19 protein-coding genes are annotated in these 21,889 nt (G+C 67.4%); 6 read left to right on the top strand and 13 right to left on the bottom strand.

Annotated elements, in window-relative coordinates; genetic code table 11:
* The first annotated feature begins 157 nt into the window (after positions 1–157).
* On the top strand, positions 158–1,276 hold the full coding sequence (ald, locus tag AC1D1S_RS00715; protein WP_243178068.1) for an alanine dehydrogenase: 1,119 nt from the start codon (positions 158–160) through the stop codon (positions 1,274–1,276).
* Between the two features lie 132 nt (positions 1,277–1,408).
* Here ald and AC1D1S_RS00710 read toward each other — a convergent pair whose 3' ends face one another.
* From AC1D1S_RS00710 to AC1D1S_RS00685, 6 genes are all read right to left on the bottom strand, one after another.
* The gene (locus AC1D1S_RS00710) at positions 1,409–2,464 is read right to left on the bottom strand and encodes a Gfo/Idh/MocA family protein (protein ID WP_476993499.1); all 1,056 of its coding nucleotides are present in this window, start codon (positions 2,462–2,464) and stop codon (positions 1,409–1,411) included.
* A 138-nt stretch (positions 2,465–2,602) separates the two neighbouring features.
* Positions 2,603–4,300 carry an ABC transporter family substrate-binding protein gene (locus AC1D1S_RS00705; protein ID WP_476993498.1) on the bottom strand — a complete coding sequence of 566 codons (1,698 nt, stop codon included), beginning with the start codon at positions 4,298–4,300 and terminating at the stop codon, positions 2,603–2,605.
* A 70-nt stretch (positions 4,301–4,370) separates the two neighbouring features.
* Positions 4,371–6,539 (bottom strand): dipeptide ABC transporter ATP-binding protein, encoded by a 2,169-nt coding sequence (locus tag AC1D1S_RS00700; protein WP_476993497.1) that lies wholly within the window; start codon positions 6,537–6,539, stop codon positions 4,371–4,373.
* Positions 6,536–7,546 (bottom strand): ABC transporter permease, encoded by a 1,011-nt coding sequence (locus AC1D1S_RS00695; RefSeq protein ID WP_476993496.1) that lies wholly within the window; start codon positions 7,544–7,546, stop codon positions 6,536–6,538. Before AC1D1S_RS00695 ends, AC1D1S_RS00700 begins: the two co-directional genes overlap by 4 nt.
* A 2-nt stretch (positions 7,547–7,548) precedes the next feature.
* Positions 7,549–8,535, bottom strand: a complete 987-nt coding sequence (locus tag AC1D1S_RS00690; protein WP_243178073.1) for an ABC transporter permease — start codon at positions 8,533–8,535, stop codon at positions 7,549–7,551.
* Between the two features lie 357 nt (positions 8,536–8,892).
* Positions 8,893–9,525, bottom strand: coding sequence for a TetR/AcrR family transcriptional regulator (locus AC1D1S_RS00685; protein WP_476943119.1), 633 nt, complete (start codon positions 9,523–9,525; stop codon positions 8,893–8,895).
* A 139-nt stretch (positions 9,526–9,664) separates the two neighbouring features.
* Between AC1D1S_RS00685 and AC1D1S_RS00680 the strand changes: the two genes are divergently transcribed.
* The 3 genes from AC1D1S_RS00680 to AC1D1S_RS00670 all read left to right on the top strand — a co-directional run bounded on the left by AC1D1S_RS00680 (position 9,665) and on the right by AC1D1S_RS00670 (position 12,218).
* Entirely contained in the window at positions 9,665–10,228 is a 564-nt protein-coding gene (locus AC1D1S_RS00680) for an NAD(P)H-dependent oxidoreductase (RefSeq protein WP_018775397.1), read from the top strand.
* A 162-nt stretch (positions 10,229–10,390) separates the two neighbouring features.
* Positions 10,391–11,683 (top strand): aminotransferase-like domain-containing protein, encoded by a 1,293-nt coding sequence (locus AC1D1S_RS00675; protein ID WP_028277584.1) that lies wholly within the window; start codon positions 10,391–10,393, stop codon positions 11,681–11,683.
* A gap of 106 nt (positions 11,684–11,789) precedes the next feature.
* On the top strand, positions 11,790–12,218 hold the full coding sequence (locus AC1D1S_RS00670) for a universal stress protein (protein ID WP_223914942.1): 429 nt from the start codon (positions 11,790–11,792) through the stop codon (positions 12,216–12,218).
* 4 nt (positions 12,219–12,222) lie between these two features.
* On the opposite strand, the gene AC1D1S_RS00665 is transcribed toward AC1D1S_RS00670, so the two are convergent.
* On the bottom strand, positions 12,223–13,866 hold the full coding sequence (locus AC1D1S_RS00665) for an AMP-binding protein (RefSeq protein WP_476993495.1): 1,644 nt from the start codon (positions 13,864–13,866) through the stop codon (positions 12,223–12,225).
* A gap of 256 nt (positions 13,867–14,122) precedes the next feature.
* On the opposite strand from AC1D1S_RS00665, the gene AC1D1S_RS00660 reads away from it, so the two are divergent.
* Complete coding sequence (locus AC1D1S_RS00660) at positions 14,123–14,461, top strand: hypothetical protein (RefSeq protein WP_476943117.1); 339 nt, start codon at positions 14,123–14,125, stop codon at positions 14,459–14,461.
* A 108-nt stretch (positions 14,462–14,569) separates the two neighbouring features.
* Here AC1D1S_RS00660 and AC1D1S_RS00655 read toward each other — a convergent pair whose 3' ends face one another.
* The 4 genes from AC1D1S_RS00655 to AC1D1S_RS00640 all read right to left on the bottom strand — a co-directional run bounded on the left by AC1D1S_RS00655 (position 14,570) and on the right by AC1D1S_RS00640 (position 19,665).
* Positions 14,570–16,129: a dihydrolipoamide acetyltransferase family protein gene (locus AC1D1S_RS00655; protein WP_476993494.1), complete on the bottom strand. Its 1,560-nt coding sequence runs from the start codon at positions 16,127–16,129 to the stop codon at positions 14,570–14,572.
* A gap of 9 nt (positions 16,130–16,138) precedes the next feature.
* A complete protein-coding gene (locus AC1D1S_RS00650) occupies positions 16,139–17,119 on the bottom strand; it encodes an alpha-ketoacid dehydrogenase subunit beta (protein WP_243178076.1) in 981 nt (326 codons plus the stop codon).
* On the bottom strand, positions 17,119–18,399 hold the full coding sequence (pdhA, locus tag AC1D1S_RS00645; protein ID WP_476993493.1) for a pyruvate dehydrogenase (acetyl-transferring) E1 component subunit alpha: 1,281 nt from the start codon (positions 18,397–18,399) through the stop codon (positions 17,119–17,121). Before pdhA ends, AC1D1S_RS00650 begins: the two co-directional genes overlap by 1 nt.
* 147 nt (positions 18,400–18,546) lie before the next feature.
* Positions 18,547–19,665, bottom strand: a complete 1,119-nt coding sequence (locus AC1D1S_RS00640; RefSeq protein WP_476993492.1) for a histidinol-phosphate transaminase — start codon at positions 19,663–19,665, stop codon at positions 18,547–18,549.
* Between the two features lie 128 nt (positions 19,666–19,793).
* On the opposite strand from AC1D1S_RS00640, the gene AC1D1S_RS00635 reads away from it, so the two are divergent.
* Positions 19,794–20,180 carry a phage holin family protein gene (locus tag AC1D1S_RS00635; protein ID WP_028277592.1) on the top strand — a complete coding sequence of 129 codons (387 nt, stop codon included), beginning with the start codon at positions 19,794–19,796 and terminating at the stop codon, positions 20,178–20,180.
* On the opposite strand, the gene AC1D1S_RS00630 is transcribed toward AC1D1S_RS00635, so the two are convergent.
* Both AC1D1S_RS00630 and AC1D1S_RS00625 read right to left on the bottom strand, forming a co-directional pair.
* Positions 20,131–21,585 carry a hypothetical protein gene (locus AC1D1S_RS00630; RefSeq protein WP_476993491.1) on the bottom strand — a complete coding sequence of 485 codons (1,455 nt, stop codon included), beginning with the start codon at positions 21,583–21,585 and terminating at the stop codon, positions 20,131–20,133. The genes AC1D1S_RS00635 and AC1D1S_RS00630 overlap by 50 nt on opposite strands.
* A complete protein-coding gene (locus AC1D1S_RS00625) occupies positions 21,585–21,884 on the bottom strand; it encodes a hypothetical protein (RefSeq protein ID WP_459385898.1) in 300 nt (99 codons plus the stop codon). The genes AC1D1S_RS00630 and AC1D1S_RS00625 overlap by 1 nt, the downstream gene beginning before the upstream one ends.
* Positions 21,885–21,889: the final 5 nt, after the last annotated feature.

Genomic DNA, 21,889 nt, shown 5'->3' with positions numbered 1-21,889 from the left:
TGTCTATTCCCGGTTTTGAAAAACCCCGGAATGACGCGGCGGGCGCCCACCGCCCGGTGTCGGCACCTGTCGCGTGCCTCACAGCGGGATTTATTCTGGAAGTACGAATCCCCCGCTCATCCAGGCCCACCAGGCCACCAGCTACTGGAGCTAACAAATGATCATCGGCGTACCCAAAGAGATCAAGAACAACGAGTTCCGCGTCGCCATCACGGCGGCCGGCGTCCATGAATTCCGGACCCACGGCCACGAGGTCCTCGTCGAGCGCGGCGCGGGCCTGGGCTCCGGCATCACGGATGAGGAATACGCGATCGCCGGCGCCGAGATCGTCGCCGAAGCCGACGACGTCTGGGGCCGCGCGGACATGGTGCTGAAGGTCAAGGAACCGGTCAAGGCCGAATACCACCGCTTCCGCAAGGACCTGATCCTCTTCACCTACCTGCACCTGGCCGCCGAACCGGAACTGACCCAGGCCCTGATCAACTCCGGCGTCACCGCCATCGCCTACGAGACCGTCCAGGAGGGCAGGTCCCTGCCGCTGCTGGCACCGATGTCCGAGGTTGCCGGCCGGCTGTCCGTACAGGTCGGCGCCACCTCCCTGATGGCCCCGGCAGGCGGCAAGGGTGTGCTGCTCGGCGGCGTCCCGGGCGTCCGTCCGGCCAAGGTCGTTGTCCTCGGAGCCGGTGTTGCCGGCACGAACGCCGCCGCCATGGCCCTGGGCCTGGGTGCCGACGTCACCATCCTGGACATCAACATCAACCGCCTGCGCGAACTGGACGCCCAGTACCAGGGCCGCCTGAAGACAGTCGCGTCCAACTCCTACGAGATCGAGAAGTCCGTGGTCGACGCCGACCTCGTGATCGGTTCGGTCCTGATCCCCGGCGCCAAGGCCCCGAAGCTCGTCACCAACGAGCTCGTGTCCCGGATGAAGCCCGGCTCCGTGCTGGTGGACATCGCCGTGGACCAGGGCGGCTGCTTCGAGGACACGCACCCCACCACGCACCAGGAACCGACGTACAAGGTCCACAACACGATCTTCTACTGCGTCGCCAACATGCCCGGCGCCGTGCCGAACACCTCCACGTACGCGCTGACCAACGTCACCCTGCGCTACGCCGTCTCGCTGGCGAACCTGGGCGTCAAGGCTGCGTTTGAGCGCGACGCCGCCCTGGCCGCCGGCCTGAACATCGCCGGCGGCAAGGTTGCCCACCGCTCGGTCTCCGAGGCGCACAACCTGCCCCTCGTCGCCGACTGGCACGAGCTGGTCTCCGCGTAGCCGGCACCGTGTAACCAACACATCTCCGCGTAGCGGCACTTCATCGGCTGCTCCGTAACCGCCCTTTTGGACCCCCAGAACGGCAGTTACGGAGCAGTCGATGGCTGTTTAGGCCCGCACCGTGCCGAGAACCTAGGCCAGGGACCGGGCCTGCTCGATCAGCTGCAGCACCTGGAGCGGTCCGGCGGGGTCGACGGGGACTGGCAGCGCCGAGCCGGCGCCGCCGTCGGCGATCTTGGCGGCCAGGATCCGGTAGAACTCCGGATAGGCGCCGCGCTCGGTGGGCAGCCGGTCCAGGTGCCCGTCGCGCCCCAGCAGCCCGGCCCAGTCCGGATCTTCCACGCCGTAGTCGGCATCCAGCGGGCTTCCGCCGGCCAGGATGTACGGCTCCTGCGGGTCCACGCCGTGCTTGGTGAAACCGCCCTCGCTGCCCAGGATGCGGTAGCGCGGGCCCTGCTGGGCGCACAGCATGTTCATCCACAGGTGGCTGGTCACCCCGGAACTGTGCCGCAGGACCACGAAGACGTCGTCGTCCGCCTTGGCTCCGGGCCGCCGGGCCGCCAGTTCAGCGTGAATGAGCGTGGCCGGCCCAAAAAGCTGCACGGCCTGGTCCAGCAGGTGGGTGCCGAGGTCAAACAGCACCCCGCCGCCGTCGTCCGCCGTTGCGGCCGCCTTCCATGCTTTGGGGACGTCGGGCGACCACCGCTCGAAGCGGGACTCAAAGCGGCTCACGGTGCCGAAGGCTCCGGTGTCCATGAGCGCTTTAGCGGTGAGGAAGTCGCCGTCCCAGCGCCGGTTCTGGAACACCGTGAGCACCCGGCCCAGCCGCCCGGCCAGGTCGATGAGCTCCTGCCCCTCGGCGCTGCTGACAGCGAAGGGCTTGTCGACGACGACGTCGAGGCCGGCTTCCAGCGCCGCTTTCGCGAGTGGGTAGTGGGTGGCGGGCGGCGTGCCGAGCACCAGCAGGTCCAGTTCGCCGGCGAGCTCGAGGAGATCGGCCGGGGTGTCGACGATCCTGGCCGCCGGATAGCTGTGTGCGGCGGCAGATCTCCTGCCGGCGTCGGAGGTGGCAATGGCATCGAGCGAATAGGCCGGGTTTGCGGCGATGAACGGGGCGTGGAAGACGCTGCCCGAAAGGCCGAAACCGGCGACGGCGGTGCGGATGGGCCGGGTTGAATCGTTGCTCATGGTGCCAAGGCTACCGGCTGGGCATGCACCGGGCTCCTGTCCGGCAGGGCCTAAACGAACGAGGCCGGTGCCGCCCGGATGGTTCCGGGGGCACCGGCCTCGGCCGTGCTGCTTGTTAGTGCGTGGTGCTTGTCAGAGCTAGCTCTTCTGCCAGCCGACGACGCTCCAGTCCGGGGTCTGGAACAGGGCTGCACCGTAGTTGGCCAGGCCGGTGCGGGCGAAGTAGATCTGCGGGCCGTTCATGATGACGCCCATCGAGAAGTACTTCTCCATGTGCTTCTTCTCGACGTCCATGGCGGCCTTGTTGCGCTGGGCGTCATCCTGGATGGACGCGAGGTCCTTGATGGCCTTGTCCAGTTCGGCGTCGCCGAGTTCGTTCTCGTTGGTCTTGGAATCGTAGAACTGCTTCACGCCGGAGGTGGCGTCGGCGCCAACCGTGTAGCCGCTGATGGTGAGCTGGAAGTCGCGGCTGCCAACCACCTTGCCGAAGTCGGCGTCACCGCGCTGGTCGATGCCAACGTCCATGCCGGCCGCCTGAAGCTGCTTCTGCAGCGTCTGCACGGTGGCGAGGCCGGTGGGGTCGTCACCGAAGTTGGTGATCTTGAACGACGCCGGGACGCCGTCCTTTTCCATGATGCCCTTGGCGTTGGCCTTGTAGCCGGCCTCGGTCAGGACCTTCTTGGCCGCGTCGGCGCCGGTTTCCTTGACCGGGTAGTTGTCCTGGTAGTACTTCGAGAACGGCATCAGCATCATCGAGCCCGAGCTGTTCTCTTCCCAGTTCAGTCCGCCAAAGCGGACGGCGCGGATGGCGGGACGGTCCACGGCGGTGAAGATTGCCTTGCGGACTGCGACGTCGGTAAGCGGGGCCTTGAGGGCGTTGAGGTTCAGGCCGCCGGCGAAGAGGCGCTGACCGCGGCGGACCTCGGAGTTCTTCGTGCCTTCAAGCTGCTTGTACTTCGTCAGCGTGCGGCCGTCGGCCATGTCGATCTCGCCGTTCTTGAAGGCGGCGATCTCGGCGCTGGCCTCCAGCTGGCGGAAGATCACCTTGTCCAGGACCGGCTTCTCGCCCCACCACTTGTCATTCGGCACGAGGGAGACAGTCTTCGCGGCGGAGTCAAACTTGTCGACCTTGAACGGGCCTGCCATCCACTCGGGGTGCAGTTCGCCCGTGAAGCCGGTGTTGAAGATTTCGGGAGTGTTCACGGTCTGCGGGATGAAGCCGCCGAACATGTCGCTGAGCGGGTACACCGGCTGTGTGGTGGTGACAACGACTTCCTTGTCGCTGCTTCCCGCCTTGACGGAGTCGATGAACTCGTAGGCGCCGGAGCTGACGATGTCGATGTCCTTGCTCTGGCCATTGAGCATCTTCCACGTGTTCTCGAACGTGGCGGCGTTGATCGGGGTGCCGTCGTTGTAGGCGGCCTTCGGGTTGATCTTGATGGTGACGGTCTGCTTGCCGTCTTTGACCTCGCTCTTGAAGTCTTCGCAGAAGTTCTTGTTGAGGCTGGCGGTGCCGTCGAAGTCCAGCTTCCAGCAGCCCACGTAGCCGGCCTCGTCGATCGGGTAGTGCAGTTCAGTGTTGTCCGCTGAGTTGCCCGCGTTGGAGAAGCCGTTGAAGTCCGGTCCGATGTTGCCCAGGGGCAGCGTTACGGTACCGCCCTGCTGCAGGTCGGCGGCCTTCTTGGCGTTGACGCTGACCAGCTTGCTCAGGTCGCCGGAGGCATCCTGTGCCTTGGCGCTCTGGGCGGTGGTTGAGGCGCCACCGCTGCCGCAAGCGGTCAGCGCGAGGGCCGCCACGACGGCGGTGAGGCCGCCGATCCTGGTCCGATTTTTCATGTGATCCCCTTCATTTTTTCATGCGAGTGTGATGCGTGGGTTCTCGGGTGGTGTGTGCTGGTCCGGTGATTCAGTGGTTTTCGTGGACAACCAGCATGTCCGCGTCCAGTTCGCCGTCCGGGTAGAAGCAGGCGAACTGCTGGTCGGTGGCGGACGCTTCGAGGGCCGGCTCCAGGGTCAGGCACTTCTCCTGCCTGGCCGGCGGGAGGGCCGCGAACACGGGACAGCGGGTGGCGAAGTTGCAGCCGGCCGGCGCTTCCAGCGGCGAGGGCAGGTCGCCCTGGAGGATGATCCGCTCGCGGGTGCGCTCCAGCTCCGGATCCGGTACCGGGATCGCGGAGAGCAGGGCACGGGTATAGGGGTGGCGGGGGTTGTCGAAGACGGCGTCGACGTCGCCGATCTCCACGATTTTGCCCAGGTACATGACGGCAACGCGGTTGGAGATGTGCCGGACCACGGAGAGGTCATGGGCCACCATGAGGTAGCTGAGGCCGAGTTCGGCACGGAGCTTGTCCAGGAGGTTGATGACGCCGGCCTGCACCGATACGTCGAGGGCGGAGACGGGCTCATCCAGGACCACCAGCCGGGGGTTGACCGCGAGGGCGCGGGCAATGCCGATGCGCTGTCGCTGGCCGCCGGAGAACTGGTTGGGGAACCGGTTGACGTGGTCCGCCTGCAGGCCCACCAGCTCCATGAGCTCCATGATCCGCTTCCGGATGGCAGCCTTGGGCATGCCCAGGTTTTCCATCGGCTCGGCCAGGACCTCGTAGACGGTGAAGCGCGGATCCAGTGCCCCGGTGGGATCCTGGAACACCATCTGCAGTTCCTTGCGCATGGCGCTCGTGGCCTTGGCGTCCGCGGCCTGCTTGTTGCTCAGCCCGCCGATCACCACCTCGCCGTCCTGGTCCTTGTGGAATTCCATGATTTCCAGCAGGGTGGTGGTCTTTCCGCAGCCCGACTCCCCCACGATCGAGAAGCACTCGCCCTCGCGGATATCGAAGCTCAGCCCGTCCACGGCCTTCACCGTGCCGATCCTGCGCTTGATCAGGGCGCCCTTCATCAGCGGAAAGTGCTTCCTGACGTCGCGGAGTTCCAGGACAGTCTTGCGTTCGTGCCGGGGAAGGCTGTCAAAGCGGGATACCGGCACGTCCGGGACGGCGAAGACCGTGTGGACATCGACGTCGGCGAGGGCCTCGCTCTTGATGCACGCGGCGCTGTGCCCGGTGCCGGGCGCCACCGCCCGGAGGTCCGGTTCGCCGTCGAGGCAGGCCTCGCTGGCCAGCGGGCACCGCGGCGCGAATGAACAGCCGGTGGGCGGCTGGGTGAGGTTCGGGGGGATGCCGTCGATCGGCACCAGCGACGATTTTTCCGCGACGTCCACGCGCGGGACCGCACCGAGCAGGCCCATCGTGTAGGGCATCCGCGGGCTGTAGTAGATGTCATCGACGCTGCCGGTCTCCACCGGCCTGCCCGCGTACATCACCATGATGTCGTCCGCCATGCCGGCGACCACGCCGAGGTCGTGCGTGATCATGACGACGGCGGCGCCGGTCTCCTCCTGGGCGGCGTGGAGCACCTCGAGGACCTGCGCCTGGATGGTGACGTCCAGCGCCGTCGTCGGCTCATCGGCGATCAGAACCCGCGGGTTGTTGGCGATCGCGATGGCGATCATGACGCGCTGGCGCATGCCGCCGGARAAYTCGTGCGGAAAGGCCTTGAGCCGGTCCTTCGGACTGGGGATGCCGACCAACCCCAGGAGTTCGACGGCGCGTGCCTCCTTGGCCTGCTTGCTCATGGTCGGGTTGTGGACGGTCAGGGCCTCGATGATCTGGGTGCCGACCGTGTAGACCGGGGTCAGGGAGGACAGCGGGTCCTGGAACACCATGGCGAGGTCGCTGCCGCGGTGGCGGCACATGGCCTTGTCGCTGAGCCCCAGGAGCTCCTTGCCCTGCAGCCGGACGGAACCGGTGATTTCCGCCGTCGGGGGCAGCAGGCCCATGATCGCCATGGACGTGACCGATTTGCCGGAGCCGGACTCGCCCACGATGCCCAGCGTCTTGCCGGGCATCACGTCGAAGTCGACGCCGCGGACCGCGTGCACCACGCCGTTTTCCGTGTTGAAGCGGACGTTGAGGTCCCGGACGGAGAGGACCGCGCTGGCGGGGGCGTGCAGCCCGGCGGCGTGGAGGCGCTCGTCGGTGCCTTGGGCGGTGTCCCGTGCGGTGGTGTTGCTGGTCATTTGATCTTCTTCTGTTTCTTGCCGGTGGCGCTGCCGGTGGCGCTGCCGGTGGCGTTGCTCCTCTTGGCGCGGCCAACGGAGCTGGAGCTGGGGTCGAACGCGTCGCGGAGGCCGTCGTTCATCATGGCGAGCGAGCCGGTCAGCAGGAACATTACGATCAGGGGCGCCCAGAACATCCACGGAAAGGTGGAAACCTGGGAGGTCGACTGGCCGATCAGGACGCCCAGGCTCACGTCGGGGACCTTGATGCCGATGCCGATGAAGGAGAACGCGACCTCGGCGAGGATGGCGCCGGTGACGCCGCGGGTGACTTCCAGGACCAGCAGGGAGCCGATGTTCGGCACGAGGTGGCGCCAGACGATCCGGTGCGGCGGGATGCCCATGTACTGGGAGGCTTTGACGAAGTCACGCTGCATGAGGGAAAGCGACAGGGACCTGATGAGGCGTGCGGTCCCCATCCAGCTGAAGACCAGCAGCACGATGATGAGCAGCAGCCAGCTTGGGACGGTGTTCTTCAGGCCGTTGGCGCCGCCGCTCGTGGCCACCGCGACTACCAGCAGGGCGGGCATCATGATCAGGGCTTCGAGGATGAACAGCATGACCTTGTCCACCTTGCGGCCGAAGAACGCCATGGTGCAGCCGTAGACGGCGGCGATCAGCACCGAGACGAGGCCGACGACGACGCCGATCAGGATGGAGACCCTGGTGCCTTCGACGGTCAGGGCGTAGAGGTCGATCCCGGCCTGGGAGGTGCCCAGCGGGTGCTCCGCGGAGGGCGGCATGCCGATGTTGAAGGGGTCGATGGTCTCCTTGTCCCAGTTGCCGAAGAAGCCGCCGATGAAGGAGAAGAGGGTCAGGGCCAGGAAGATGGCGAGGCCGGCGACGGCTGTCCGGTTGCGCAGGAAGCGCCGCAGGATGATGCGCGACTTGCCGATCACGACCTCGTCGTCGCCGAACTTTCCTTCGTCCAGGACGGCGGCCGGGTCAATCGTGTTGAGGTTGGTCATGATTACTGCACCCGCACTCTCGGGTCTACGAGCGTGGTGGCGAAGTCGGCGAGGATCGCTCCGACCGCGAAGATGACGGAGCCGTAGGCGAGGGTCGCGGTGGCCGCGTTGACGTCCTGCAGGGCGATCGAGTCAATGGACCAGGACCCGACGCCGTGCCAGGCGAAGATTTTCTCGGCGAAGAAGCCGCCGGCGAAGATGGCCGGGATGGTGAACGCAATGCTCTGCGCCACGGGGATGAAGGACACCCGCAGGGCGTGCCGGCTGATGGCCTGGTTGCGGGTCAGGCCCTTGGCCCGCGCCGTCCTGACGAAGTCGGCGTTGACGTTGTCCAGCAGATACTGGCGCTGGGCGATCTGGTACGCGCCCCAGCCCACAATTGTGATGGCGAACGTGGGCACGGCGTAGTGGGCGAGCATGTCGACGAACTGGGCCCAGCCGTCGCCGTCCAGGCCCGGGGTGGAGATGCCGGTGACAAAGAAGACCCGCTCCCCGACCGACTCGTTGATGTTGATGGCGCCCAACTGCACCAGGAAGTAGGCGATCGGTGCGGGGACGATGTACATGAGGTAGCTGTACGAGGTGATGGCCCGGTCCGAGGCCTTGTACTGGCGGGCTGCGGTGAAGACGCCGAGGGCGACGCCGATCACGAGGGTCAGGATGATCGAGGCCAGGAAGAGCCGGGTTGAGATCCAGACCCGGTCGCCGAACTCGGCGTTGATGAAGGCGCCGTTGGGGCTCCGTCCCCAGTCCCAGCGGGTGAGAATGCCGGTGAGCCAGTCGACGTAGCGCTCCCACGGGTTGAGGGTGGGATCGAGCCCCTTGAGCCGGAAGGAATTGACCACCTGCTCGGGCGTGGGCCGCGGAATCCGCTCCTGCTCCAGCAGCGCCGGCTGCAGCGTGCTCACAGCCAGGAGATAGCCGGCGCTGGTGGTCAGGAAGATCATGAAGACATACGTGAGCGCACGTTTGGCGAGATATCGAAGCATGGAGCGGCTAGTTCTGGATCGCCGTTGCCTGAGCAGATCCGCGCGTCACGGCTGCGGCCGCACGGGCGGGCCCGACTGTGCCAGGGACAAGATTATTCACAACGTCGATCCTTCCGTCGTCCCCATCCGGCAGCGGGTTCCGCGGCCGGTTCGGGAGTATGGGCCAGCTGGTTTCCGGCCGCCCGCATGCCTTGCGGCTGAGCCCTTGTGGGCTATGTTGCGGGTCACATTCCAGAGGAAGCTATCACATTAGCCGGGCTCCGCCGGGCTCTCACGGGCCGCGACACGGCTGCTTCACTACAGATCGTTATGAATAACTCCGTGGAATGGATTTGGCCCACGGAACCGGCTGCGCCGCTAGTGGCCGCACACTACGCGCGTGACAAGCTCCCGCCAGGAGTCCGCAAGGCGCTCCGGCGCAATCCCGTGCACGCCGACGGAATGGAGCAGCAGTTCCGGCTCCAGCGACGCCCCGAGGGCCGACGCCATGACCCACGGGTCCGCCGTCACGCCGGCTTCGCGCAGCAGCATCTCGAGATGACGGCGCCAGAGCACGGCCGGCGGGACATCGAACCTGTTGTAGACCGAGGCGTCGGCGGCCCGCGCCAGCTCCCCGAATTCCAGGATCCAGTCAATGCGGGCGGCGCCCACGGCGATCAGCCGCTCCAGGGGCGGCGCGCCGGGACCTACCGGGGGCGGACCAAACATGAACCGGCCCTGAAATTCGGCCTCGGCGTCGCTAAGGAGCGCCATCATCAGCCCGGCACGGCTGCCGAACCGCCGGAAGACCGTCCCTTTTCCAACTCCGGCGCGCTGCGCCAGCCGGTCCATGGTGAGGGCGTCGACGCTGGATTCCTCAACGATTTCCCGGGCGGCGCAGAGCAGGAGCTCCCTGTTGCGCATCGCGTCGCTGCGCGCTGATTCTGCGGCGGGCGCGGCGGGGCGCCCTGCCCCGGACTGGGCACCGGGACGGATCGGGATGAGGCTCACACCGCTGATTCTAGCGCCCCGGAAAGTGGCTCTGGAATATAACCGGACCGCAGTCCGTTTAGCATGGGTGAAGGCCCCCAAAGCCTCACGATCCACCAGCCGCCGGAATCACCCCGCGGCGTGATGCACAGGAGTACACATGTCCAAGAAGACCATCCTCACTCTCGTCGGCAGCCTTCGCGCCGGCTCCACCAACCTGCAGCTGGCCGAGGCCATCGCGCTCAACGCCCCGGAACAGGTGGACGTGGTCATTCACGAGAGCCTGGGCAACATCCCCTTCTACAACGAGGACATCGACGTCGAAGGCCAGGTGCCCGCGGCCGCCGCCGCCCTGCGGGCCGCCGCCAACGAGGCCGACACCATCCTGCTGGTCACGCCGGAGCATAACGGCACCGTCCCGGCATCGCTGAAGAACGCCATCGACTGGCTGTCCCGCCCCTTCGGCGCAGGCGCCCTCTCCGGCAAGCCCACCGCGGTTGTCGGAACCGCCTTTGGCCAGTTCGGCGGCGTATGGGCCCAGGACGAGGCCCGCAAGGCCGTCGGCATCGCCGGCGCCCAGGTCCTCGAAAACGTCAAGCTGGCAGTCCCGGGCTCGATGGTCCGCTTCGCCGAGGTCCATCCCAAGGACGACGCCGAAGTTGTCGAGCAGATCAAGGGCGTGTTCGACGCACTGGCCGAGGCTCCCGCTGCGGAAGCGGCGTAAGCTACCGCACCCCGCACTCCGCGCCAGATACCTCCCGGGCCCCCGGCAGCCGTGTGCTGCCGGGGGCCCCGGGCCGCCCGGAGCATCCCGTCGCTTTCAGCCCTGGCATTCTCTGGAAACAATCGTTTCCCCCAAGACAACACGGGTAGTATCCTTGGGTTTGTGACCCACGAAACACTTGATGCCGCCGCAGCAGTACTTCCGGCCGAGGCCATTGACGCAATCGAACGTGCGGCTACGTCCGCCCACCGCCACGAGATCCTGTTCTCGGAGCGCGCAGCAAATATCAAGCAGTCGGCGGTCCGGGATGTCTTCGACATCTCGATGCGCCCCGGCCTCGTCTCCCTCGCCGGGGGCAGCCCCTACCTGCAGTCCCTGCCGCTGGAACGCCTGGGCCAGACCGCCGCGAAGATCATAGCCGAGCAGGGGATGACCGCCCTGCAGTACGGCGGCGGCCAAGGCACTGAAGAGCTCCGCATCCAGATCTGCGAGGTCATGGCGGCAGAGGGGATCCTGGACGCCGACCCCGCGAACATCGTCATCACGGCCGGCTCGCAGTCCGCGCAGGATGTGGCCACCAAGGTTTTCTGCAATCCGGGCGACGTGGTCCTCGTCGAGGACCCCACCTATGTCGGGGCCCTCAACACCTTCGAGGCCTACCAGGTGGAGGTCGAAACGGTGCCGATGGACGGTGACGGCATCATCCCTGATCTGCTGGAGGCAAAGATCGCGGCCCTCCAGACCGCGGGCAAGAACGTCAAGTTCCTCTATACCATTCCCAGCTTCAACAACCCGTCCGGCATCACCCTGTCCGCGGAACGCCGGCAATCCGTGGTGGATATATGCCGTCGCGCGAATATTCTGGTGCTGGAGGACAACCCTTACGGCCTGCTCCGCTTCGACGGCAAGCCGCTCATCCCCCTCCGGGCGGCCAACCCGGATGACGTCATCTACATGGGGTCCTTTTCCAAGATCTTCGCCCCGGGCCTGCGGATCGGCTGGGCCCTGGTCCCGGCCCACCTGCAGCGCAGGTACTACCTGGCGTCGGAGGCCGTCACCCTGTGCCCGCCGACGCTGAACCAGATGCTGGTGTCGGCCTATCTGCGCGACTACGACTGGCGCGGCCAGATCGAGACGTATCGGGGGCTGTACCAGGAACGTTGCGAGGCAATGCTGGCCGCCTTGGCCGAATACATGCCGGAGGGACTGACCTGGACGCGCCCCGAAGGCGGCTTCTTCGTGTGGGTTACGCTGCCCGACGGCGTGGATACTTACCCGCTGCTGAGGAAGGCCATCGACGCCGGCGTCGTCTTCATTCCGGGAGCGGCCTTTACAAACTCGGACGACCCGTCGAACAAGATCCGGCTGGCGTTCAGCGCGGTGCCGCCCGAATCGATCCGCGAGGGTGTGCGTCGGCTCGCGCCGGTCCTGCGGGAAGCCTTGGCCGCCCTGTAGCGTGAACACCGGCAGGATCCACGCGGGGCCTCGACTGGGGCGCGCTGGGGCCAGCTGATCGGCCAGGCACACTAAGCAGCATTACTCGTTGAAAGAGGAGCGGTCCATGACCGGAATAATCGTTGTCGGCGTCGACGGCAGTGAAACTGCACTGCGGGCGGCGCACACCGCGCGCGACCTCGCAGTTTCCGTGGGGGCGACACTTCATGTGGTCAGCGCCTTTGACAGCGACAAGACACAGGTCTTCGGCAGCGGCAGTGACCAGTGGATCGTTTCCGACGCCGGCAACGCGGAAACGGTGGCGCGCTCGGTCGCGGAAGGCCTGCGCCGCCCGGACATCACCGTCACGTACGCCGCCGCGCGGGGCAAGCCGGCCGAGGCCCTGATTCGGGAAGCCGAACGGACCAGTGCCTTGATGATCGTGGTCGGAAACCGGCGCATGAGCGGAATCGGCCGGGTCTTGGGGAGCGTTGCGAACAGCGTGGCCCACAACGCCCCCTGTGACGTCTACATCGCCAAAACCGACGCCGACTGAGGCGCTACTGCTTCTTCGGTGCCGCTGCCGGCACGCCGGCTTGGCCGGTGTCTGAGCCTGCAGACCCAAGCATCCGCCGCAGGATTTTTCCTGAGGCGGATTTCGGCACGGCCTCGATGAACTCGACCTGTCGGACTTTCTTGAACGGCGCCACCCGGCCCGCCACGAAGTCCATGACGCCCGCCACGTCCAAGGCATCGCCGTCCGCGCCCGGCTGGCGGACCACGAACGCCTTGGGCACTTCCTGGCCGTCGGCGTCGAGGGAGCCGACCACCGCGGAATCGGCGATGCCGGGGTGGGTGAGGAGCAGCGCCTCCAGTTCCGCCGGGGCGATCTGGTAGCCGTTGTACTTGATCAGTTCCTTGAGCCGGTCCACGACCGTCACCACCCCGTCCGCCCGCACCGTGGCGATGTCCCCGGTGCGCAGGAAGCCGTCCGCGTCCAGGGTGTCCGCGGTTTCCTGCGGCCGGTTGAGGTAGCCGAGCATCACGTTCGGCCCGCGGCACAACAGGTGCCCCGGCGCGCTGGTCCCTTCCGCGGGAACCGTGATCTCCTCCCCCGTGGCCGGGTCCACGAGGCGGCACTGCATGTTCGGCACCGTGTACCCCACGGAACTGACGGGGACCCTGAGCCCATCGCGACTTTGGCGCGGAATGAGGTGCGATACCGGGCTCATCTCGGTCATGCCGTAGCCCTGCAGGACCTGGCAGCCGAGGCGTTCGGCCAGGCGCTTGCCAAGTTCGCCGTCCAGCGGCGCCGCGCCGGAAAGGGTGGTGTGCACCGAGCCGAGGTCGTACTCGGCAACGAGCGGGTGCTTGGACAGCGCCACGGCCACGGGAGGCGCGATGAACAGGTAGCTGCACCGGTGGTCTTGGATGATCCGCAGGAACTCGGGCAGGTCGAACCGGGGCATGGTCACAAGCCTGGCCCGCTGGCGCAGCGCGAGGTTCAGCAGCACGGTCAGCCCGTAGATGTGAAAAAACGGGAGCAGCGCCAGGACCCGGTCTTCGGGGCCGACGTCGAGCAGACCCCTGGCCTGTTCCACGTTGGCGACGAGGTTTCGGTGGCTGAGCATGACCCCCTTCGGCCGGCCGGTGGTGCCGGAAGAGTAGGGCAGCACGGCCACATGCGTGGCGGGATCGAACGAGACGCGGGGTGCCGGTGCGCCCATGGCGAGCAAGTCGGCCAGCGAGGGGTGGCCGTCGGCGCCGTCGAGCACCACGAGCCGTGAGGCAGGGATCCCGGTCCTTTCGGCGGCCTCACGGGCGGCCGGAAGCAGCGCCGATACGGTGAAGAGCCAGTCCGCGCCGGCGTCGGTGAGCTGGGTGGCGATCTCGTCCGCCGTGTACTGGGCGTTGATGGTGGTGACCGTTGCGCCTGCCCGGAGCAGGCCGTGGAAGACGGTGGCAAAGGCGGGGACGTTGGGACACAGGATGGCGGCCACGCCGTGCACGCCCAGGCCCTGGGCGGCGACGGCACCGGCGAGGGCGTCGATCTGCCCGCGCAGCGCCCGGTAGGTGGTCTCCGCACCGCTGGCGCCATCGACGACGGCGACCCGGTCCAGGTCCTCCTCTGCCAGAGCGCCGAAGAGGTAGTCGTAAATGCCGAGGTTGGGAACATCGACGTCGGGGTACGGGCTTGAAAACACGCAACATCTCCTTTGATCCGCTTCCGCCCGGGCTGTCGGCGGCTGGTGCCACTCTAGTGCCGGGCGTAGCCGCGGGACAGGAGGACGCGGACTTGGCTGTGTCCGGTCGTGGTCGTGTTCGGACTTGATGAGGATCACCCTCTGTCGTGGGCAGCCTCACCGCCCAGCGGGCCGCCCGGCGCGGACCGGCTCAGTAAAATGGGAGGTGCCCTGCGATGGTGCGGACGTCCGAGAACCCACCTACCAAGGGAGCCCCATGATCACTCTTCAGCGCCGCCAGCTGGTTGGCCACGACATCCTTCTGGCCCGGCACGGCAACCACATCAGCGCCATGCGCGTGGACCGCGGCGCCGGTCGCGTTGTCGCATTCCTGGACGACGGATCGACGGACAGCGCACCCAACCTGATTGCCCCGGGACTGCGCATGCCCGACACCGTGCGCAGCGTGTTGCGGGAGGACTGGAAGTTCCTGACGGGAATCAGCGCGTGCTGCGCGGGRCTCGCGGGTCTGATGTTTGCCGCCTCGGTCGCCGTCGCCGGCATGAGCGGCGATCCCGCGCTGGTCCAGATCCTGACCGCATACTCCGGAAACTGAGCGGCCCGGGCCACGCTGCCCGCCACTGAGAAACCCCAACACTGACAAACCCCGCCGCTGAAAAGGTTCAGCGGCGGGGTTTTGCGGTTTCATGGCCGGTTTCGCCGGCTAGTCCAGCAGCAAGGCCGGCTCTTCCAGGATGGCGGCGACATCGGCCATGAAGCGGGCCGAAAGGTCGCCGTCCACCACGCGGTGGTCGAAGGAGCCGCCGAGGGTGGTGATCCAGCGCGGAATAACTTCGCCGTCCAGGACCCAGGGCTTTTGCTTGATGGTGCCGAACGCCACGATCGCGACCTCGCCCGGGTTGATGATCGGCGTTCCGGTGTCGATCCCGAGGGCGCCGATGTTGGTCACGGTGAGCGTGCCGCCGCGCATCTGGGCAGGCTGGGTCTTGCCGGCCCGCGCCGTCGTGGCGAGCTCGTTCAGGGCAAGGGCCAACTGCTTGAGCGAGAGGTCCTGGGCGTTCTTGATGTTCGGCACCATCAGCCCGCGGGGCGTGGCGGCCGCGATGCCCAGGTTCATGAAGTGCTTGACGTGGATCTCCGCGGAATCGCTGCCGTCCGGGTTGTCCACCCACGTTGCGTTGACACTCGGGTTTCGCGCCGCCGCCCAAATGACCGCCTTGGCCAGGATCAGCAGCGGGGAGACCTTGATGCCTTCGAAGTCGCGGGAGGCCTTGAGGCGCTTGACGAATTCCATGGTGCGGCTGGCATCGACGTCGACAAAGATGCTGACGTGCGGCGCGGCAAACGCGGATTCGACCATGGCCTTCGCGGTGGCTTTGCGGACTCCCTTGACCGGGATCCGCTCGATCCGCTGGTCCTGCGGGCGGCCGGACTTGCCCCAGAACGAGTCCGCCTTGTCCACCTCGGCGTCCCGCTGGGCCTGGTAGCTCACCAGGTCCTCGCGGGTCACTTCACCGCGGGCGCCGGTAGGCACGACGTCGGCCAGGTTGATCCCGAGGTCCCGGGCGATCTTGCGGACCGGCGGCTTGGCCAGCACCTTGCCGACCAGGCCGCTGATGGCACCGCCGAAGGTGGGGCGCGCCTCGACGGAGCCGGCGGGGCCTGTGGCCGCGTCGGCAGGACTGCTGGCCGCGTCCGGGTTGATCCATATGTCGTGGGCCTCCACCCCCGCCCGCTCCACCATCGGGGCGGCAGCGCCGGTGGCTGGCGCCGCGGACGGGGCTTCGTGGCCGGCGGCCGCAGGAGCGGAAATCCGCCGCCGGCGCTTGACGGCGTCTGCCTTGGGACCGGAGCCCACCAGCGGACCGCCGGCCGGGCGCCCGGCTTGTTCGCCGGCGTCGGAGTCATCAGCCGGAAACGTGCCGTACATGGGCGCGGCGGCAGCCTGTTCCTGGCCGGCAGCCTGCTCCTGTGCCACAGGCGCCGGGGCGGGTGCCGCGGCGGCAGGCGCCGGGGCGTCGACAGCGTCGCTCACGCTGATGATCGGCGTGCCGACATCCACCGTGACTCCCTCGGGCACCAGCAGTTCCGTGACGGTTCCGGCGAACGGTGAGGGCAGTTCCACCAGGGATTTGGCCGTCTCGATCTCGCACAGGACGTCGTTGACGGCCACGGTATCGCCGGCCTTGACCTTCCAGGCGACGATTTCGGCCTCCGTCAGCCCTTCGCCGACGTCGGGAAGGTTGAACTTGTTGAGCGTCATGGGTCCTCGTCAGTACGCCAGGGCGCGGTCGAGCGCCTCAAGGATGCGGTCGATGTCCGGCAGGTAGTCTTCTTCGACCTTGGCCACGGGATAGGGCATGTGGAATCCCCCGACGCGAATGACGGGGGCCTCCAGTGAATGGAACGCCCGCTCGCTGATCCGCGCGGCGATTTCGCCGCCGATGCCGCCGAACGTCGGGGCCTCATGGGCCACGACCAGCCGGCCGGTTTTCCGGACCGAGGCCGTGACGGTGTCGAAGTCGATCGGCGAGATCGAACGGAGATCGATCACCTCGACGCTGTGGCCGTCCTCGGCGGCGGCCTCGGCGGCGGCGAGGGCCACGGGCACCAGCGGGCCGTAGACGACGACGGTCGCGTCGGTGCCCTCGCGGAGCACATGCGCCTTGAAGGGGTCCGCGGACGCGCCCGGGGTCTCGGTGTCGACCTCACCCTTGAGCCAGTAGCGGCGCTTGGGCTCGAAGACGATCACGGGATCCTGGCAGTCGACGGCCTGCTGGATCATCCAGTAGGCATCGTGCGGATTGGAGGGGGTGATGATGCGCAACCCGGCGGTGTGGGCGAACAGTGCCTCCGGCGATTCGGAATGGTGTTCAATGGAGCCGATGCCGCCGCCATACGGGATCCGGATGACGACGGGAACGGTCAGGTTGCCGTTGCTGCGGGAGTGCATCTTGGCCAGCTGGGTGGTGATCTGGTTGAACCCCGGGAACACGAAACCGTCGAACTGGATCTCGCAGACCGGCTGGTAGCCGCGCAGGGAGAGGCCGATCGCGGTCCCGATAATGCCGGATTCGGCCAGCGGGGTATCCACCACGCGGTCGGCGCCGAATTCGGCGATCAGCCCGTCGGTGACCCGGTAGACGCCGCCAAGGGCCCCGATGTCCTCGCCCATCAGCAGCGAGCGGGGGTTGTTGTTCAACGTGGCCCGCAGGCCCTCATTGATGGCTTTCGCAATGGTCATGGTGGTCATCAGCGGGCCGCCCTGTCTGTCTGGACTGTATCTGCCTCATCGGCGGACGCCTCTTCGGCGGACGCCTCATCGGCGAACCCCGCGCTGTATTCCTCGAACCAAGCCAGTTCCTCGGCCACCAGCGGGTGGGCCTCCACATAGGTGTTGGCGAAGGCGGTCCGGATGTCCGGGGTTTCGAGGTCGTGGGTGGTCTTGCGGACATAGGCGGCGAGCTCGTCGCCGTCGGCCTTGACCTGCTCGAAGAAGCTGTCATCCGCGAGGCCCTGGGCCCGGAGATACTTCTCCAGCCGCGCCAGCGGGTCCTTGGCACGCCACAGGCTTTCTTCGGCGGATTCGCGGTATTTGGTGGGGTCATCGGCCGTGGTGTGCGCCCCGACCCGGTAGGTGAACGCCTCGATGAGTACAGGACCATGGCCCTCGCGGGCCCGCTCCAGCGCCCATTCCGTGACGGCGTGGACGGCGATCACGTCATTGCCGTCCACCCTGATGCCGGGGAAGCCGTAGCCTTTGGCGCGGTTGGCGAGCGGGATGCGGGTCTGCACGGAGCTTGGCACGGAGATGGCCCAGTGGTTGTTCTGGCAGAAGAAGACCACGGGCGCCTGGTAGGAAGCGGCGAACACCATGGATTCATGGACGTCCCCTTCGGAGCTGGCGCCGTCGCCGAAGTACACCATGACGGCGGCGTTCGGCTCCACGGCCTGTCCCGCTTCCACGCTGGCGACGGCGTTGGCGGCCGCCAGTTTCTGGTCCCGCTGGATGCCCATGGCGTACCCGACGGCGTGCGGGGTCTGGGCGGCCAGGACCAGCGTGTAGAGGTGGAAGTTCGTGTCCTTCGGGTTCCAGCCGCCGTTGGAGACGCCCCGGAACTGGCGCAGCAGCTCGGCCAGGTCCACGTTCCGCGTCAGGGCCACGCCGTGCTCGCGGTAGGTGGGGAAGATGTAGTCCTGCGGCTGGCTCGCCCGTCCGGAGCCGATCTGGGCGGCTTCCTGCCCTGTGAGCGGGACCCACAGGGCCAGCTGGCCCTGCCGCTGCAGGGCGGTGGCTTCCACGTCGAAGCGGCGGATCTTGGCCATATCCGCGTAGAAGCCGCGCAGGGTGTCCGGGTCCAGCTTCTCGGCGTATTTTGAGAAAACCGGGTCCGAGCCCAGGGTGCCGTCCGGGTCCAGCAACTGCACCATCGGCTCGGCCGGGGCACCCAGTTGGGCCTCGGCCTCCGCTTCGAGCTGGTCATCCATCCCGGTTCCGTCGAACTCGGTAGAGGGCAGATGTGTGGCGCCCATACCGTCTCCTTGCTTGCCGCATCCGAATGCGCCGCAATCGCTGGGATATATGCCGGACCAGGAATACATTCCAGGTCCGGCATATATTTTGGCTTACTGGTCCTTACTTTATCCGCACGGGGCGGCCTGAGCGCGCAGTGTTAAGCGCTAGGAACGCCGCGGCGGTTTTGTATAGATCGCACAGAGCTCCAGGAAACGGGTGTTGGCTTCCGTTTCGCCGATGCTGACGCGGACGCCCTCGTTGCCGAAGGCCCGTACGGACAGCGCCCGTTCCGCCGCCAGGGCGGCAAATTCCGCGCTGTTTTCGCCCAGATTGAGCCAGACAAAGTTGCCCTGGGCCTCCGGGACGAACCACCCGAGCTCACGCAGTCCCGCCGTGACCCGGTCCCGTTCGTCCACCAGGCTTTGTACCCTTTCTACAACATCGGCGAAGTGCTCGAGCGACGTGACGGCCGCCGTTTCCGCGATCTGGGACACGGCGAAGGGGGTAGCACTGACGCGCAGGTGCTGCGTCAGTTCGGGCCGGGAGACGCTGTAGCCCACGCGGAGTCCGGCGAGGCCGTGCGCTTTTGAGAAGGTCCGCAGGACGACGACGTTGGGGTACTTGCGGTACATGGCGATGCCGTCCACGGCGTCGCCGGCGCGCACGAATTCCTGGTAGGCCTCGTCAATGACCACCACGACGTCGGCCGGAACGGCGTGGATGAAGCGCTCCGTTTCCTCGGCCGTCAGGATGGGTCCGGTGGGGTTGTTGGGCGTGCACAGCAGGATCATCCGGGTCCGCGCAGTCACCGCGGCGGCCATGGCGTCCAGGTCATGCCGCCCGTCGGATGTCAGCGGGATCCGGACGCTCTCGGCGCCGGCCAGTCCGACGCAGATTGGGTAGGCCTCGAACGAGCGCCAGGCGTAGATGACCTCGTCGGCCTTGCCGTCGTCGTTCTGGCCGGCGAAGGTGGTCAGCAGCTGGTTCAGGGCGCCCAGGCTGCCGGCGCCCGTGACGATGTCCTCGGCGGGCACATCCAGGAAGCGGGCGAGCGCTTCACGCAGCCTGCTGCTGAGGGGATCGGGGTAGCGGTTGAAATCGGTCTGCGCCGCGATGGCCTGCTGCACTGCAGGGATCGGGGGCAACGGGTTCTCGTTGGAGGACAGCTTGTAGCTGGTCAGGCCTTCCACGGGGACGGGGGGTTTCCCGGCCGCGTAGCGGGGGAGGAGGTCTACCACCGGACGGGGCCTGATGTCCCCGGCCGGATTCTCTGATGAAGTCATGCCAACTAGCCTACTTCGGGTCGCTGCCGCAGTTGCGGGAGCTGATTGCTGTCAGTAGGGGATAGCCGTTGCTGACATGGGGAATATGGTCCCTGCCGTCGCCGCCGGGCGTATGACAGCATGGGGCCATGCGCTCAATCATCGTACGAGTCATCATCAACGGGCTGGCCCTTGCAATCGCCTGCTGGATCCTCACCGGGCTGGATATTTCCACCCAGAGTGACGGCACCATCAGCATCATCTTGGGCTACCTGTTCATCGGCCTGATCTTCGGTCTGGTCAATGCCTTCGTCAAGCCCATTGTCAGCCTCCTCTCGCTGCCGATCACTATCCTCACCCTGGGCCTGTTCACCGTGGTCATCAACGCCGCGATGCTCTACCTGACCTCCTGGATCAGCAGCTACACCACTGTGCACTTCACCATCGACTCGTTCTTCTGGACCGCCGTGTTTGCCGCCATCATCATCAGCCTGGTGTCCCTCGTGGCGAGCTTCCTTCCCGCCCTCGATCGTTAGGGGCGCCCGGGCTGCGCTGCGGCCCCGGAGGGGTTGCGGGGGTTGCCCGCGGTGCCGGCCGGGCCTCGCGCCGGAGCGAGAACCGGGTCACCGTCGCCGCCCCGCCGGTCCCCACCACTGCGGCCAGCGCGGCCGTGGAGTCCTTCAGCGTGTTGTCCCGGCTCGCCGAGACGAGTGCGGCCCCGTCGGCGTAATTCTCCAGCCGGTGCCCGGGACCCAGGCCGAAGTCCTGTGGTGGCGGCACCGCCAGCGGGTTGGTGAGGGTCACGGTCACCCGGTCCCTGGTGTCCGGGTTCGCCAGTCCGTCCGCCCCCGGCACCCAGTCCTGCTCATGTTCCAGGTGCAGGCTGCGGATCCCCGGCGCGGGGCTGATCCCGCCCACCGGGGAGCCCGCGGTCAGCACGAACTTGAGGTCATACTCGGCCAGGACAGCGCGGTCCTTGCTGAGATTCATCGCGTGGATCCCGCCCTGGCTGTAGCCGACGGCCACGAGCTGATCGCCGGCCTCGGCCCCGGCCTGCCGCAGCGCCTCCCTGATGGCCTGCGCCGTCGACGCCGAGTCATAGCCCAGGGCCTCGGCGATTCCGGCGGGGTCGAAGGGGTTGGTGCCTTCCGGCAGGGCGCCCTGCTGGGTTCCGGGGATGATCACCACCCACGCGGGCCGGGATCCGCCGTCGACCTCGATAACCTCGATCCGGCCGCCTTGCTCTCCCACTGCCCCGGCCCGCCGCAGCAGCCCGGCCGGTGAGAGGTCGACGTCGGCCGTAAACGTCTCCCGGCCCAGGATGCTGACGGGGCGCGGCTTGAGGAACACGAGCCCCGGCGCTTCCGAGGCGTCCCGCACCAGGCGGCGGATGTCAGTGGGCCCGGCCAGGGCGCTGGCTACGGCGGCCAGGGGCCAGGGCAGGCCAAGCAGCACGGCGAGATTCCGGGGTGCCATGGCGACCCAGCCTTCAACAGTGCCGCGCACCCCGGGCAGGGCGAAGGGCTCCGGTGCTGCGCCGTACTCGGAGCCGTGCAGTCCCATCCGCAGCAGCAGGGCATTCCGGGCTTCGGCATATTCGTATTCGCGGTGACTGGCGCGGACGTCGTCGCCGATCCGCTGAAGCTGGGACCGGACGCGTCCGACGTCCCGGCCGGCCTCCCCCACGGCGATGATGGCGTTGCTGCCGCTGGTGTAGGAGTCGGACTGATAGGGAAAGAGTGCGCGCCGGACGGTGTCGGCCTCCACCTCAACCATTTGCAGCTGCCGGACCAGCCCGTCCAGTGCCGCGGCACCCGCCAGCAGCTCCTCAAACTGGAAGCTCACCCCGCCGATTCCGCCCCGGATGAGCAGGCTGCCGTCGCGCGGCGGCGCGGAAACCCCGGGGCTGCCGCCGGAGCCCGCCGGACTCGACTCGGCCATCAGGGTCCCATCCGGTCCGCGGGCTGCGCCACGTTCCGGGCGTGCCGGAGCACCACGGCAACAGCATCGAGCAGCGCGTCCCGGCTCCGGTGCAGCGCGGCCGCGTGCAGGGACAAGGCCACACGGTAGGCGCGGCCGGCCGGTGACTGCCACGACTGCAGCTCGAGGCGGGCGAGGGCGGCGAGCACCGCATCAGCCTCATCGGCGCACCGCGCAACGCGCGCAGCGAACTGCTGGACTTCATAACTGCGCGACGCGCACTCCAGGGCGTCGGCGGCCGTCACGCCAAGAACCGCCATGTTCT

The organism is Arthrobacter sp. P1_A5, assembly GCF_056406825.1.
The sequence above is the reverse complement of the archived record's forward strand: the minus strand, read 5'-3'. Positions and strand labels throughout refer to the sequence as shown.